The sequence below is a fragment of the Lutibacter sp. genome (assembly GCF_046055765.1).
In the GTDB taxonomy this organism is placed as follows: domain Bacteria; phylum Bacteroidota; class Bacteroidia; order Flavobacteriales; family Flavobacteriaceae; genus Lutibacter.
Genome location: NZ_JASFZF010000098.1, coordinates 1 through 15,733, shown reverse-complemented (window position 1 = coordinate 15,733; position 15,733 = coordinate 1). Strand labels below are relative to the sequence as shown.

General features: G+C 31.0%; 13 protein-coding genes and 1 tRNA gene. 5 read left to right on the top strand and 9 right to left on the bottom strand.

Going from position 1 to position 15,733, the window contains the following annotated elements; all coding sequences use genetic code 11:
* Positions 1 to 27 precede the first annotated feature (27 nt).
* Genes QM495_RS09670 through QM495_RS09635 form a run of 8 tightly spaced genes read right to left on the bottom strand, consistent with a single transcriptional unit; the run spans position 28 to position 8,694 of the window.
* The gene (locus QM495_RS09670; protein ID WP_408671902.1) at positions 28 to 981 is read right to left on the bottom strand and encodes an acetyl-CoA carboxylase carboxyltransferase subunit alpha; all 954 of its coding nucleotides are present in this window, start codon (positions 979 to 981) and stop codon (positions 28 to 30) included.
* Positions 982 to 1,037: 56 nt separating this feature from the next.
* On the bottom strand, positions 1,038 to 1,916 hold the full coding sequence (locus QM495_RS09665; protein WP_408671901.1) for a DMT family transporter: 879 nt from the start codon (positions 1,914 to 1,916) through the stop codon (positions 1,038 to 1,040).
* The gene (locus QM495_RS09660; protein WP_408671900.1) at positions 1,903 to 2,991 is read right to left on the bottom strand and encodes an LptF/LptG family permease; all 1,089 of its coding nucleotides are present in this window, start codon (positions 2,989 to 2,991) and stop codon (positions 1,903 to 1,905) included. The genes QM495_RS09665 and QM495_RS09660 overlap by 14 nt, the downstream gene beginning before the upstream one ends.
* Positions 2,992 to 3,003: 12 nt before the next feature.
* Positions 3,004 to 4,134, bottom strand: a complete 1,131-nt coding sequence (tgt, locus tag QM495_RS09655; RefSeq protein ID WP_408671899.1) for a tRNA guanosine(34) transglycosylase Tgt — start codon at positions 4,132 to 4,134, stop codon at positions 3,004 to 3,006.
* A gap of 50 nt (positions 4,135 to 4,184) precedes the next feature.
* The gene (rluF, locus tag QM495_RS09650) at positions 4,185 to 4,997 is read right to left on the bottom strand and encodes a 23S rRNA pseudouridine(2604) synthase RluF (protein ID WP_408671898.1); all 813 of its coding nucleotides are present in this window, start codon (positions 4,995 to 4,997) and stop codon (positions 4,185 to 4,187) included.
* A gap of 53 nt (positions 4,998 to 5,050) precedes the next feature.
* Positions 5,051 to 6,202: a galactokinase gene (gene galK, locus QM495_RS09645; protein ID WP_408671897.1), complete on the bottom strand. Its 1,152-nt coding sequence runs from the start codon at positions 6,200 to 6,202 to the stop codon at positions 5,051 to 5,053.
* Positions 6,203 to 6,205: 3 nt separating this feature from the next.
* Positions 6,206 to 7,792, bottom strand: coding sequence for a solute:sodium symporter family transporter (locus QM495_RS09640; protein ID WP_408671896.1), 1,587 nt, complete (start codon positions 7,790 to 7,792; stop codon positions 6,206 to 6,208).
* Between the two features lie 17 nt (positions 7,793 to 7,809).
* Positions 7,810 to 8,694, bottom strand: coding sequence for an aldose 1-epimerase (locus QM495_RS09635; RefSeq protein ID WP_408671895.1), 885 nt, complete (start codon positions 8,692 to 8,694; stop codon positions 7,810 to 7,812).
* Between the two features lie 150 nt (positions 8,695 to 8,844).
* Here QM495_RS09635 and QM495_RS09630 point away from each other — a divergent pair, with 150 nt between their 5' ends.
* The 3 genes from QM495_RS09630 to QM495_RS09620 all read left to right on the top strand — a co-directional run bounded on the left by QM495_RS09630 (position 8,845) and on the right by QM495_RS09620 (position 14,179).
* The gene (locus QM495_RS09630) at positions 8,845 to 9,984 is read left to right on the top strand and encodes an arabinogalactan endo-beta-1,4-galactanase (RefSeq protein ID WP_408671894.1); all 1,140 of its coding nucleotides are present in this window, start codon (positions 8,845 to 8,847) and stop codon (positions 9,982 to 9,984) included.
* 172 nt (positions 9,985 to 10,156) lie between these two features.
* Complete coding sequence (locus tag QM495_RS09625) at positions 10,157 to 13,375, top strand: DNRLRE domain-containing protein (protein WP_408671893.1); 3,219 nt, start codon at positions 10,157 to 10,159, stop codon at positions 13,373 to 13,375.
* Between the two features lie 24 nt (positions 13,376 to 13,399).
* Complete coding sequence (locus tag QM495_RS09620; protein WP_408671892.1) at positions 13,400 to 14,179, top strand: hypothetical protein; 780 nt, start codon at positions 13,400 to 13,402, stop codon at positions 14,177 to 14,179.
* Between the two features lie 155 nt (positions 14,180 to 14,334).
* Here QM495_RS09620 and QM495_RS09615 read toward each other — a convergent pair.
* Positions 14,335 to 14,419, bottom strand: a tRNA-Ser gene (locus QM495_RS09615).
* Between the two features lie 111 nt (positions 14,420 to 14,530).
* Here QM495_RS09615 and QM495_RS09610 point away from each other — a divergent pair.
* Both QM495_RS09610 and QM495_RS09605 read left to right on the top strand, forming a co-directional pair.
* Positions 14,531 to 15,283 carry a sulfite exporter TauE/SafE family protein gene (locus tag QM495_RS09610; protein ID WP_408671891.1) on the top strand — a complete coding sequence of 251 codons (753 nt, stop codon included), beginning with the start codon at positions 14,531 to 14,533 and terminating at the stop codon, positions 15,281 to 15,283.
* Positions 15,284 to 15,352: 69 nt separating this feature from the next.
* Positions 15,353 to 15,733: chorismate synthase (locus tag QM495_RS09605; RefSeq protein WP_408671890.1), on the top strand; the 381-nt coding region annotated here is incomplete at its 3' end.

The window sequence follows — 15,733 nt, the reverse complement described above, 5'->3', positions numbered from 1 at the left end:
CGAAATTGAGAGGTTTTTTATTAAATTTTATCCTTTATAAACGCCCATATTGGCATATTTATCCATTCGCTTTGTAACTAAATCTTTTTTACTTAGTTTTTTTAATTCTTTGTAAGTTTTTAGGATTGTTTTTTCAACTTCTTTAAAGGAATTTTCTCTATCATAGTGGGCACCACCAAGAGGTTCTTTTATTATACCATCAATTAACTTTTGCTTTTTCATATCTGTAGCAGTCAATTTTAGTGCATCTGCGGCTTCTTTTTTATGTTCCCAGCTTCTCCATAAAATAGATGAGCAAGATTCAGGAGAAATAACAGAATACCAAGTATTTTCCATCATAAACACTTTATCTCCAACGCCAATACCCAATGCACCACCTGATGCTCCTTCACCTATTACAATTGTAATTATTGGTGTTTTTAAGCGAGTCATTTCTAAAATGTTTCGTGCAATAGCTTCGCCTTGCCCACGTTCTTCAGCTTCTAGACCGGGATATGCACCTGGAGTATCTAATAAAGTAACTACAGGTATATCAAATTTTTCAGCCATTTTCATAAGCCTTAGAGCTTTTCTATAGCCTTCAGGATTTGACATTCCAAAATTCCTATATTGGCGAGTTTTAGTATTATACCCTTTTTGTTGTCCAATAAACATAAATGACTGATTGCCAATTTTCCCTAAACCACCAATCATAGCTTTATCATCTTTTACAGTTCTGTCTCCATGTAACTCCATAAAAGTTTCCCCTGCAAGAGCATTAATATGATCTAAAGTATATGGTCTGTTTGGGTGACGAGAAAGTTGTACTCTTTGCCAAGCAGTAAGGTTTTTATAGATGTCTTTCTTTGTTTTAAGTAATTTAGTTTCAATGTTTTTGCAAGTTTCACTTACATCAACATCACTATCTTTACCAATAAGAATGCATTTCGTAAGTTGTTCTTCTAATTCTTTAATTGGTAATTCAAAATCTAAATATTCCATATTTTATGTTTGAATGTGGTTACAAATATAATAACTTATCAATTTTGATAGTTATTTTATACCTTTTTTTTATTTTTTATAATTCCATTAATAATTACTGTTATAACTATAACTAATGCACCTATGTAAAATTGTGGACTCATTTTTTCTTTATCTCCAAAGAAAAGAACGGCTAAAATAATTCCGTAAACTGGTTCTAAGTTCACTGTTAACATAACAGTATAAGGAGTTAAGTATTTCATGATTTTTACTGCAACCACAAATGCGTATGCAGTACAAATACTACTTAATATTAAAAGATAAAATATATCTGAATTTTTTAAAGTAAAATCTTGAATTGAGAAATTAGAGGATAATAGGACAAAACCACTTACAAATATAACGCCAAAAAGTAATTGGTAAAACGAAATTATTTCGGCTTCATATTGTTTAATATATAAACCATTTAATACTGTAAATAGTGCAGATAAAAATGCTGCTATTAAAGCATAAATTATACCTAATGCGTATTGACTTTCAACATTGAAAATTAAGTAAAGCCCAGCAATTACAATTAGCCCAAAAAGTAGTTCAATAATAATTAGTTTTCTTTTAAAAAAGAGAGGTTCTATTAATGATGCAAATAATGCCCCTGTACTCATTGCAACTAACGCAATAGATACATTGGCAACTTTTATTGCTGAAAAAAAAGCAATCCAGTGAAGTGCTATTATAATTCCAGTAAATAAAAATTTTAATAAAGCTTTTGGTGTAGTTTTAAGTGATTTTTTTTTAATTATAAAATATAATAATATAAAAATTACAGCAAAAGTCATTCTATACCATACAAGGGGAATTGCATTTACACTAATTAAAGCTCCTAAAATAGCTGTAAATCCCCAAATAAAAACTAAAAGATGAAGATGTAGGTAATTGTTTAATTTAGTTTTTAGCATTCTTAAAGTATAAATATATTGCTAATGCTCCGAAAATAATATTTGGAGACCAAACCATAATAAAAGAATCTGTGCTTGCTTCGGCTCCTAATACTTCTGCTATTTTTAAGAAAAAAACGTAAATAAACATGAGCGTTATTCCAATTGCAAGATTTACACCCATACCACCTCTTCGTTTTTTTGAAGCAAGCGATACTGCAATAAAAGTTAGTATGTAGGATGAAATTGGTAAACTAGTTCTTTTATGAAATTCAACTAAATAAGAGTTTAAATTGTTAACACCACGCTCTCTAGACTGTTGAATAAAATCATAGAGTTTAAATGAAGTCATTTCTCTAGCAAGGTAGTCTACGTTTATTAAATCTTTAGGTGTGAATCCAAAAGTTGTATATAATTTAGTACCGTATTCAATACTGTCTTTTTCTTTTAAAAGATATCTTTTTCTATAGTTAGTTAACGTAAATGTACTATCCTTTTTGTTCCATCTAATATCATCAGAAAATAATTTATAGACGAGTTTATTTCCTTCAAATTGCTCGTACGAAAAATTATAACCTCTATTTACTTGAACTCTGTAGTTTTTAATAAATATATAATCGTTAGGTCCTAATTGTAAATTGATATTTGTTAAATTATCTGCACTAAATTTTTTCTTTGTTAGATATGTTCTAATAAATTTCTCATAAGTTTTATTACTACGAGGCACCACAAAATGATTCATTAACAGCGCAAAAGTTGTAATAATTGTAGCGCCAATAAAATAGGGTCTTAAAAATCTTGTAAATGATATTTTGGCAGAATGTATTGCAATAATTTCAGTGTTACTTGCTAATTTTGAAGTAAAAAAAATAACTGCTATAAAAAGTGCTAGGGGTAAAAAGGTATTCCCAAAAATGATGATAAAATTCAGGTAATAATCGCTAATAATTTCACCTAATGATAAATCAGAATGCCTTAAAAATTTATCAACTTTTTCAGATATATCAATGGCAATAGCAATGGGTAACAATAAAGTTAGCACAAGTGCAACTGAGCCTAAATATTTTTTTAATATGTATTTATCTAGTATTCTCAATTAATAATTTTTTTACAATCTATTATCTAATTGTTTTACCATACGGTTTTTCCATTCAGTAAAATTACCTGCTAATATATGCTTTCTAGCCTCACGAGTCAACCACAAATAAAAGCCTAAATTATGTACGGAAGCTATTTGTTTTCCTAATAATTCTTTTGAAGCAAATAAATGACGCAAGTAAGCTTTTGAATACATAGTATCTACAAAAGTAATTCCCATTTCATCAATAGCAGAAAAGTCATTCTCCCACTTTTTATTTTTAATATTAATAGTTCCGTGTGCGGTAAAAAGCATTCCATTACGAGCATTTCTAGTAGGCATAACACAATCAAACATATCTATACCTAGTGCAATATTTTCTAAAATGTTGATTGGTGTCCCAACTCCCATTAAATATCTTGGTTTATCTTCAGGAAGAATTGCAGTTACAATTTCTGTCATTTCATACATTTCTTCAGCCGGCTCACCTACGGATAGACCTCCAATTGCATTTCCTTCAGCACCAACTGAAGCAATATATTCAGCAGATTGCTTTCTCAAATCTTTATAGGTACTTCCTTGAACTATTGGGAAAAATGCTTGACTATAACCGTATTTTAAAGGTGTTTTATCTAAATGTGTAATACAACGTTTTAGCCAACGATGTGTCATATGCATAGAACGTTTTGCGTAACTGTAATCGCAAGGATAAGGTGTACATTCATCAAATGCCATAATAATATCAGCACCAATAGTACGTTGAATTTCCATCACATTTTCAGGAGTAAAAGTATGATAGGAACCATCAATATGGCTTTTAAATTCCACACCTTCTTCTTTAATTTTTCTTCTATTTGAGAGTGAATATACTTGGTAACCACCACTATCTGTTAAAATATTTCTGTCCCAGTTCATAAATTTATGCAAACCACCAGCCTGCTCTAAAATTTTTGTTTGTGGACGTAAGTATAAATGGTAGGTATTTCCTAAAATTATATCTGGATTAATTTCGTCTTTTAATTCGCTTTGATGAACACCTTTAACAGTACCAACTGTACCAACAGGCATAAAAATTGGTGTTTCAATCTCACCGTGATCTGTAGTAATTTTACCAGCTCTAGCCTTGCTTTGAGCATCGGTTTTTAATAATTCAAATTGCATAGTTGGCAAAGATACTGAATAGGATTTGTTTGAAGTAAATAAAGTAAAAGTTATCTTCTCTTTTTTCTTTTAGGTTGAAATGCCCGATTTCTTTTAGGAGAGTATTTGTTTTTCTGAATATCTTTTGAAGCTTCTTCAGTTTTTGAAGAAGAGGCAATCATTTTGTTAATTAGTTGCATTTCTTCAGAAGTTAATTCTCGCCATTGACCAATAGCTAAATTTCCAAGATTAACATTCATAATTCGTGTTCGTTTTAGTTTAGTTACTTCGTAATCTAAATACTCGCACATTCTCCTAATTTGTCTATTTAAGCCTTGAGTTAGTACTATTTTAAACTTAAAATCAGTTAATTTTTCAACCGTACACTTTTTGGTAACTGTTCCTAAAATTGGAATTCCGTTACTCATTCTTTTTATAAAAGAAGCTGTGATTTGTTGGTTTACAGTTACAATATATTCTTTTTCATGATTGTTTCCCGCTCTTAGAATTTTATTTACAATATCACCATCGTTGGTTAAAAAAATTAACCCTTCAGAAGGTTTGTCTAATCTTCCAATAGGAAAAAGTCGTTGTGTATGGCCAATTGCTTTTACTATATTTTTACGTTCTTTAGAATCGGTAGTGCTTACAATTCCAATAGGTTTGTTGTAAGCTAAATACAACGTTTTTGGTTTTGATTGTAAAGCTTTACCATTAATCTTAACAATATCATCTTCAGCAACACGATTCCCTAATTGAGTTGGTTTACCGTTAATTGTAACTTTGCCATCAATAATTAGCTTTTCAGCTTCTCTACGTGAGCAAATACCTGTACTACTAATATATTTGTTTAAATTAACTGAATTTTGGTTTGTACTTTCCACTAAAAGAAATTTGAAGTTGCGAAGTTACTAAATAATCTTAATTTGAAGTATACTTACTCTTCAGCTAAATGAGTTCCTTTTGAAAATTCAATAGTATAAAATGAACAATGTTTATTAAAATGTTCTTTATAAGCTTTTTCAACAGTTATAGTAAAAGAATTTAATTCACTTTTTTTAACAATATTTAGTGTGCATCCGCCAAAACCACCACCCATCATTCTTGCTCCAATAACAGCTGGGTTTTGTTTAGCTTTATCAACTAATAAATCTAATTCATGGCAGCTTACCATATATTTTTTTTGTAGGCCTTCATGAGTTTCATAAAGTAACTTTCCGAAATCTAATAACTTATTATTTTTAATAGCTTTTACAGCTTTTAGTACTCTGTTGTTTTCATAAATAACATACAAAGCTTTATGGTAATCTTCTTCTGAAATTTTTATTTTGAGTTGTTTTAAATCTTCTTCTGAAGCATCTCTTAAAGCTTTTACATTTAGTAAAGAGGCAATTTTTTCACATACTCGTCTTCTGTTATTATAAGCACTTTCACTTAAACTATGTTTAACATTGGTATTAATTAAAAGTAGTTGATATTCATTAAAATTAATTGAAATATTTGAAGATTCAGTAGTTCTGCAATCCAATAGTAAAGCTCCATTTTCAATGCCAAACATACTTGCATACTGATCCATAATTCCGCATTTAACACCTGCGTAATTATGTTCAGCTTTTTGAGAAATTTGAATCATTTCTTTTTTTGATAGGCCTAAACTAAATAGTTCATTTAGTCCAAATACGATACTGTTTTCTAATGCTGCAGAAGATGATAAACCTGCACCAATTGGAATATCACCACCAAAAATTAAATTAAATGGTTTAATAGTAATTCCTTTCTTCTGAATTTCAGCAACAACGCCTAACACATAATTTTTCCAACCACCATTTTGGATAGATTGTATTTTTTTTAATGAAAACGAATAAGTTTCTGATAAGTCATTAGCAATTACGGTACATAAATCAGTAGTACTTTTTTGAATTGCAGTAACAATACCTTTGTTAATTGCTGCAGGAATTGCAAAACCTTCATTATAATCGGTATGTTCACCAATAAGATTTATTCTTCCAGGTGATTTAATAATAATAGGTTCATGACTAAACTCTTTTATAAATCTAGATTTAATATGTTTAGTTAAAATAGGATTCATTTTTTAAGCGAAATAAATATAAATAGCCAATACTATAATACAAATGGCAATTCCAACATGGTTTAAATATTTCCAAGGAGTAATGTCAACTTGTTTTGTATAGTGTTGTACATATGCTTTTGAACGAGGATTAAATTTCCCTATAAGTAGCATAATAAGCACATTTAATACAAACAAAATTGCCATAACGTGTAAAAAATGCGGGTAACTATCTGCTCCAACAACAAATGGTTTCAAAATAAACTGACTAACACTATACAATACAACTCCTGAAATAATTGCAATTTTAGCAGCAATTGCAGGAACATATTTTGTAAGATACCCAACAACAATAATAGTTAAAATAGGAATACTATAGCAACCATTTACTTCTTGCAAATATCCAAACAACCCATCAGGAGCATTGGCTATAAGTGGGGCAATACACATAGATAAAATAGCCAATAAAATTCCAAAACTTTTCCCAGCTTTTACAACCTCTCTTTCCGAAGCGTCGGGTTTAAAGTGAGATTTGTAGATGTCTATACCAAACAAGGTTACAGAGCTGTTCAATGCAGAATTGAACGAACTTAAAATAGCCCCAAACAATACAGCAGCAAAAAAACCAACGAGGGTTAAAGGCAATACTTTAGTAACTAACATTGGGTATGCAGCATCAGGATTTTCTATAGTTTCACCAAATAGATGGTAAGCAATTATACCTGGTAATACTACAATTAGAGGTCCTAATATTTTTATAAAGGAAGCTAATAATAATCCTTTTTGACCTTCCTTCAAATTTTTTGCACCTAAAGCGCGTTGAATAATTGCTTGGTTTGTTCCCCAATAAAATAATTGCACTAGCATCATTCCTGTAAAAATAGTCCCAATAGGAATAGATGATTTTGGGCCTCCAAGAGCTTTGAATTTTTCAGGATTTGAGTGTATTAAGGTTGTAATTCCTTCAGTTATACTTCCATCACCAATAGCTAGAAGTCCAAAAAATGGGATTAATAAACCACCAATTAATAAGCCAACAGCATTAATAGTATCAGATACTGCAACCGCTTTTAAACCTCCAAAAATTGCGTAAATAGATCCAATGATACCTATTCCCCAAACCGTAATCCATAAAGCTGTTGTTTCTGAAACTCCTAATAATTCAGGAACTTCAAACATTGTGCTTATTGCAAGTGCTCCAGAATAAAGTACAATAGGTAATAATACAATTACATAACCGCTTAAAAATAATGCTGAGGTTATTGTTTTTGTTGTTTTGTCATATCTACTTTCTAAAAATTGAGGTACAGTTGTAATTCCACCTTTTAAATATCTAGGTAATAAAAACATTGCAGTTATTACCATTGCTATTGCAGCTAAAGTTTCCCAAGCCATGACAAGTATTCCTTCTTTAAAAGCAGCGCCATTAAGTCCTACAATTTGTTCAGTAGATAAATTTGTAAGTAATAAAGAACCCGCAATAACAACACCTGTTAAACTTCTTCCACCTAAAAAATATCCGTCAGATGTTTTTTCGTTTGTTTTTCTTGTTTTTATATAAGAAATGAAGGCAACTAATAAGGTAAATCCTAAAAAGGAGAGAATTTGCATAGGTTATATTTTAAAGATTATAATTTTATTAATTTAATTTTCCAATTTAATTGATATGTTTTATTGGGTTTTAACACTTTTAAACCAAATTTATTATTAAAGCTATTTGCTGGGCCAGTCATAGGTTCAATTGCAATGGTATTTATTTTATTTGGTGTATATAATTGAAAATAATTTTCATTTGATGATGAACTAATATTGATGCTGTAAGCTGGTGTTTCAAAGTTTAAATTTTTATAATTAATAATATAACAATCATCAAATTTTGTATTTTTAATTTGAATTTTTTTATTAATTGGTGAAATTTCATCAATTTTAATTGGAATCATTTTGTCATCAAAAACTAGTTTTTTTGAGCTAGAGAAATCTAGGAAACTATTAAATAAATCGCTACTGTAAAAATAAGGATGCCAACCTATTGCAAAAGGAAAGGAAGTTAAATCACTATTTATAACTTTTACTTCTAAATTTAAAGAACTATGTGATAGTGTATAAACTAAAAACAATTTAAAATTAAATGGAAACCCTTTTGGTTTTTGAGTTTCTTCATATATTAAAGTTATTGAAGCAAAATCTGTAGTGGTTTCTTGGGTTACAACTTTGAATTTTTTATTATAAACAAGTCCGTGTAATGCATTTTCATTATTTTCATTTAACTCTAAATGATACTCATTATTATTGAATAAATAATTTCCATTTTTAATTCTACACGTGAAAGGAAATAGAATTGCAGAAGAAAATGAATTATCATAAGAAAGAGGCTTTAAATTTTTAATAATTTGCTTGTCATCTAGAATTAACTCTTGTAAACTTCCGCCTAAATTTAATAGTATTTTAGCATAAGATTCAGTAATTGAATCTGTTATTATAATTGTATTTTGTATGTTTTTTATTTGAAACAAGTTGTATTAAAATAATGACTATTAAAGCAAATATATAATAAAATAGATTTGAAATATTAGGTTTTAAATTGTTTTTGATAGCATTTAAATTTAACTTCGCTAAGTTGTCAATATATTAAATTTGATATTACTTAATAAAATATAATTTATATGAAGTATTCTTTAATTTTATTTTTATTTTTTTTATCAATTTCTTGTTCAAACACTAAAAATCAAAATGCTATTGTTGAAGAAGAAGAAATAGTTCAACCACCTAATTTTTATTATGGTGCAGATTTATCTTATGTGAACGAAATGGAAGGTTGTAATGCAGTTTATAAAAATGCAAACAATGTAATACAAGATCCTTATACAATTTTTAAAGAAGCGGGAGCTAATTTAGTAAGAGTAAGGCTGTGGCATAATCCAACTTGGACACAATATTCAAATTATGAAGATGTGAAGGAGACAATTTTAAAAGCAAAGGCTGAAGGAATGCATGTATTATTAGATTTTCATTATTCAGATAATTGGGCTGATCCTTCAAAGCAAGAAATTCCAGCTGCTTGGTTAAGTGAATTAAATAATACTGAAGCGTTAGGAGATTTATTGTATAATTATACGTTTGAAACACTCAATAATTTGTCAAAATTAAATTTATTGCCTGAGATGGTGCAAGTTGGAAACGAAATTAATCCAATGATTCTTCAACATGGAGAATTGCAATGGCCAATTGATTGGGATCGAAATTCGTATTTATTAAATAAAGGAATTAAAGCAATTAGAGATATTTCAGCTTTAAAAAATAAAGAAATAGGAGTGATGCTTCATATTGCACAACCCGAAAATGGCTTGTGGTGGTTTGAACAAGCAACACAAAATGGAGTTACAGATTTTGATTGGATTGGACTTTCATATTACCCAAAATGGTCTGAATATGATTTAACAAACTTATCCGTACCTCTAAAAGCATTAATAGCTACCTATAATAAAAGATTAATGATTGTTGAAACGGCGTACCCGTTTACTTTAGAAGATATTGATACTGCTGGAAATATTTTGGGAGAAGATGCATTGATACCAAATTACCCAGCCACAGAGCAAGGTCAGTTAGATTTTTTGAATAAATTAAAAGAAATTATAGAATTTTCAGGTGGTGAAGGGCTTATTTACTGGGAGCCAGCTTGGGTTTCAAGTAGCTGTTCAACTTTATGGGGGCAAGGTTCGCATTGGGATAATGCAACCTTATTTGACCACAATAATAAAGCAAATTTAGGAATGACATTTTACAATGCGTCATTAAATAAGTAAAGTATACATTACTGAAACCGCCAAATTTTTCTTAACAGTACCTGTTCTAAAGTATATAGTTACATACGTCTAAGATTTTTCATATAAATCATTTTAATCCTCTATTGTTTAGTATCTTAGTGGGTATAATCATTTCCTTGTTTATTTATATTTTAACTTAAATAACCATCCTATGAAAAAAATAAATCGGATTTGTCATAATCCACAATCAGTAACTTCAACTTTTATTATTACAAACTTATTTTTTCTCCTTTTTCTGCTCGGTACCAATCCTGCCAGCGCACAGGGTAATTCAAAGGCAGGACAATGGGCTAAGGCTGGAGGAGAGATTATTCTATCAGGTAATCATAATTTTACCCAAACGTGGTCATCGCATGCTTACTCCCGGCAAGATAATAATAAATATTGGCCAGGTGGTTTTTGGGGCAAACGTGAACCTCAGATCCCTTTTGATGCTGTAGTTAAAAATTCAGTATATCCTCTTAAAGGCCAAATTACAGTTTTGGGGCCAGGTAATATTGGGCTTTTTCAAAAAGGAAAAAAAGGAGCGAGAATTGTGATGAATGATAGCGAAACTAAGATTGGTTTTGTGCCTTGGACTAATACAATAGGAACATTAAAAGACTACAACGTTAATGGTGAGTTCTGGGGAGCCGTTCCTGCTGGAACTGAAATCACCCTTGATATAACAGCTATCATGAGTATGTATAATAACCAAGGTGGTACAGGTGAAATCTCGTTTATTGCCCCTCAGGAAATTGAGTATGAAATATGGTATTTTCCCAGAGAAGGAGGTAAAGTAATTAGCGTGAGTGAAGTTAATGTCTTTGGTGAAATAGATTCTGACGAGCCTAAAGGGGAAAAAAATCTAGGGAAACCCCTTGGCTATATCATGACAATAATGGGAAGTGAAAACGGGACAATTGAAAGAATGAAATCTGTGAAAGACATAACTGGGGAAAAGCTCAAAAAGGGTGATGTTATTTACGAAAATGATATACTATTATCTCGCAATGTAATGGTAAAAGTTAGTATGTACTATCCAGATAATCCCTTTGTTATGATGAAATACAATACTAAGATAAAATTTACTAAAAGAGCGTATAATAAACCAGGCGGAATAATAAATTTTTTCGGTAAATTATTCTTCAAAGGTAGTGGTACTGATCACAGAGGATTTAAAATCGTAACTAGTAATGCTATAACAGGTTGCGAAGGAACTGAATTTGAAACCACTTACAATCCAGAAACTGGTGAGACCAGTGTTTCTGTATTTGAAGGTATAGTTAGCTTTGAATGTAATACTGGAACAGCAGCACCTGTCTATTTAAAAGCAGGGATGTCGGCTAGTATGGACAAAAATTGTAATATTACATCTGACAACTCTATATTTAACAATGCTAATACTATAAATTCAGGAAATACTTTTTATCCTATTGCCGATTCCCATGTTTATGCCTATTCCTATTTAAACTGGAACAAAGCCAATTGGGGGAAATATAATATAATTAGTGCCGGATGGAATCCAACTGGTGGCGAGAAAAGGGCATACCTTAAATTTGATGTTTCCGAAATTGATAAGGCAACATTTAAAAAAGCTACCTTAAAGCTTTATCACTACCATACAGCAGGGAGCAATTCCGCATACCTTGGTGTTTACACCGTTAGAAGCACTTGGAATGAAGGAAATGGAAATTACAAACCTGCAAATGTTGCTACACACAGAGAAATTTGTTGGATAAATCAGCCCCAAACCGATCAGTATCCAGTAGCTTATTTTAATCCTGGCACACAAACAAATGATTTTGTTGAAGTTGATATCACTGCTTTGGTTAAATCGTGGTTGGAAGGAATGCCAAATCATGGATTAGCCATAAAAGTAGGAGAGAATTATTTGAACGGCCCCATGTCGGTTTATGGTTTTTATGCCCGCGAACATGAAGATATTGACAAAAGACCACATATTGTGTTGAATGGTGGTTCAGGCAGTATTCAAGAACCCCAACTTGGACAAAACACTAATGTTATCATAGATGCAAAAAATAGGTACCCTTGGGTTATTGGACAATATAATGGGATACATTATGGAACCGGGACTGGTTGGAAACAACAGTCGGGCGGTGGTAAAGGTAAAGATATTGCCATTGACGGAAATAACCGCCCGTGGGTTATTGGCTCTGATAATGGTATTTATTACCATAACGGAAATAAATGGATTGAATACCCGGGAGGTGGTAGAGGTTATGCTTTAGCAGTTTCTTTAAATGGAACGCCATGGGTTATAAGAACTAATAATCATATCTATTACGGTACAGGTTCGGGCTGGGTAGAACAGCCGGGTAATGGAATAGCTAAGGACATTGCTATTGACAGACAAGGTAAACCATGGTTAGTAGGAATGAATAATGGAATTTTTTATTATGAAGGAAATAGATGGATTGAATATCCAGGGGGAGGTCGTGGATCAAAATTAGCCATTTCTCCAAATGGGGTACCTTGGGTTGTAGGTAATGATAAAGATATTTTTTATCATGATGGAAATAGGTGGGTTCGACAACCTGGAGGTAAAATAATTGCTAAAGATATTGCTGTTGATGATCAAAATCGCCCTTGGGTTCTCAAGTCTGACAATAGAATTTTTTATCATAATGGAAATAATTGGATTGAATATCCAGGTGGAGGAAAAGGTTTAGCCATTGCTATTTCAAGCAATAAAAATTTTGAACCTATTCCATCTTCAAACAACATAATTGGAAATTCAGCAATTCCTTCAGTTGCAGGAGAATGGGAATTGACTTGTATTGGCGATGTTATTTTTAAATTCAATGTAAAACTGGTTCAATCTGGTAATGGCTTTTACGGTGATATGGTTCAAACAAATGGTTATTCAAAGCCTTCAAAAATAGAGGGTGAGGTTTTATCTGTCGATCGTATTAAATTTACTCGAAGTATAGGAAATTGGAAACAATATTACACCGGAGAAATTAATCAGAAATCTGGTTCCCGAGCAACTTCTTTTGAAGGAATGTTTGGATTCAAAGATCAGTTAAATTACGAATGGTATGCTAAAGCTATAACCGGATCGTCTTCAAACAATCCTGTTCCAATAACTGGCCAATGGAATTTTAACCAAAGCAATGGCTATAATGGAGCGATTATTTTAGAGCAAAACAGTTCAGGTAGGATTACCGGAAATGCAATTTGGAATGGCTACTTAAAAGGGACTATAGATGGTCATGTGTATGAAAATTCTATAGAGTTTACTATTAGTTATCCAAATGGGGATAAAGGGTTTTATAAAGGAACACTGACTCAAAACGGAAACAGAATTATCAACGGAACTGTAAAAGGTAATAATGGCGTTACTGCAACATGGTATGGATCAAAATAGCTTTCGCAATTTAAAAATAATAATATGAAAATTTGGTTTCATAGAATATTTGCTTTGGCGTTAATCTCTCTTGGGATTTCGATGATTTTTTTACCTTTCAATAATACTAGATCTGGTAGTACAGAAATAGAAACAGTTTCTATTGAACAATTGAAGTTTAGTAACCTTGATGAGATAAAGGTGCAATACCCTAACGTGGATATTATTGATATTACAGGCTCCAAATTAAATCAGGATGATTATCCTAACCTCTGGGATAAACTAATTCAAATAGCACATTATGATATTAAAAATGAACATGGTGATTTGAATGAATGGAATAATTTTCAAATTAATTATTTTGGTGAATTGTCTACTTTACGCCTAATCGTTTTTCGGGAAGGACTAATAGAATGTGCTGTTACAGAAATAGAAGGCAGTGGAGATAAAGTAGTATTATTCAGATATTTAGGAAAATATAACCCTTACATCAAAGAATTAACAGCATTAGATTTAGAAGATTACCCAATGATTTTAAAGATTGTTAAAAATCTTGAGGTTGGTAATGAACTTAATTACGAGTCAAATACACTACCAAAGAAAAAATGGGATCAAATGGTAGGTCGTTATCTCGACCCAATTAACGATTTGCAGATATTCAATTTTAATGGAAATTTTTATGCACCACAGTTTAGTTGGGAAGTTTCCTATATGAGCGGTGAGATTGTAGTTCTTCGAACTATATTAAAGATAGTTGGATTGTCATTATTTGTAATTGGGTTTTTACTTATAAAGAAACTCTATTATTGGAAAAAGGAGCGTTAATTTCTGCTATTCACTGATTAGATAAAAATTTGAATATGATATTTTATTTAGAGAACTAAATCAAACTAAAAGGGCAGATAATCTATAAGGTGTAAAATTACATAAAATATAAAACCGTAAAAGACTTACCTACAGTCTATTACGGTTTTTAAAAGCGGAGAATGAGGGATTCGAACCCCCGGAGGTGTGACCCTCAACAGTTTTCAAGACTGCCGCATTCGACCACTCTGCCAATTCTCCTTTAGCGAGGGCAAATATAAAACCCTTTTTTGTTATGCTCAAACTTTTTTGTGCTTTTTTTATGAATAATTATAATAATTTTTAAACTACATTTGATTTTAAATTTATTAGATGGATTCGGTTATAGAAATAAGCAGTTTAATTTTAATTGGTTTTATTGCAGGTGGTATAAATACTATGGCTGGTGGAGGTTCATTATTAACTTTACCAATTCTTATTTTTTTAGGTTTACCACCTAATATTGCTAATGGAACGAATAGAATAGCCATACTATTTCAAAATATTTTTACTACTGCTGGTTTTAAAAGCAAGGGTATTATCACTTTCCCTTTTAGTATTTATTTAGGAATTTCTGCTTTTATAGGCTCTATTATTGGTGCCCAAATAGCTATTGACATTAAGGGAGATATTTTTAATAAAATTTTAGCTATCATTATGGTTTTAATTGTTTTTTATATGCTATTAAAACCGAAGGCTACGTATTTAAATTTAACAGAAAAAATATTAGGAAAACGTTTGTGGTTAAGTATTGTTCTTTTCTTTTTTGTAGGTATTTATGGAGGTTTTATCCAGGCAGGTGTTGGGTTTATAATATTGCTAATTTTATCTTCAATTAATAATCTTTCATTAGTAAAAAGCAATGCTGTTAAAGTTACTGTGGTACTAATTTATACAATAGCTTCTGTAGCAGTATTTATTTATAATGATAAAATAAATTGGGGAATGGGGTTAACTTTAGCCATTGGAAATTCTATTGGTGGCTGGTTTGCGAGTAGATGGTCAGCTACAAAAGGAGATGGACTTGTACGTAAGTTTTTAATTGTGATGGTTGTTGTTTTAGCAATTAAACTCTGGTTTTTTTAATTTATTTCAAAGAATAAATAAACCTTCTATAAAATTCTTTCTTTACATTTGTTGCTTAAATTGTACTTTATGGCTAATTCATTTGGAAAAATATTTACATTAACAACTTTTGGAGAATCTCATGGTGAAGCTATTGGAGGCATAATTGATGGTTGCCCAGCAGGAGTGGCACTAGATTTTGAAGCAATTCAAAAAGAATTAGACAGAAGAAAACCAGGGCAATCTAAAATTGTAACACAGAGAAAAGAACCAGATAAAGTTCAATTTTTGTCGGGTATTTTTGAAGGTAAAACTACTGGGACATCTATTGGCTTTATTATTAAAAATGTGCATCAACGCTCAAATGATTATTCACATATAAAAGATTCATTTCGTCCTTCACATGCCGATTTTACCTACGATAAAAAATATGGGCATAGAGATTATCGCGGTGGCGGAAGAACTTCAGCT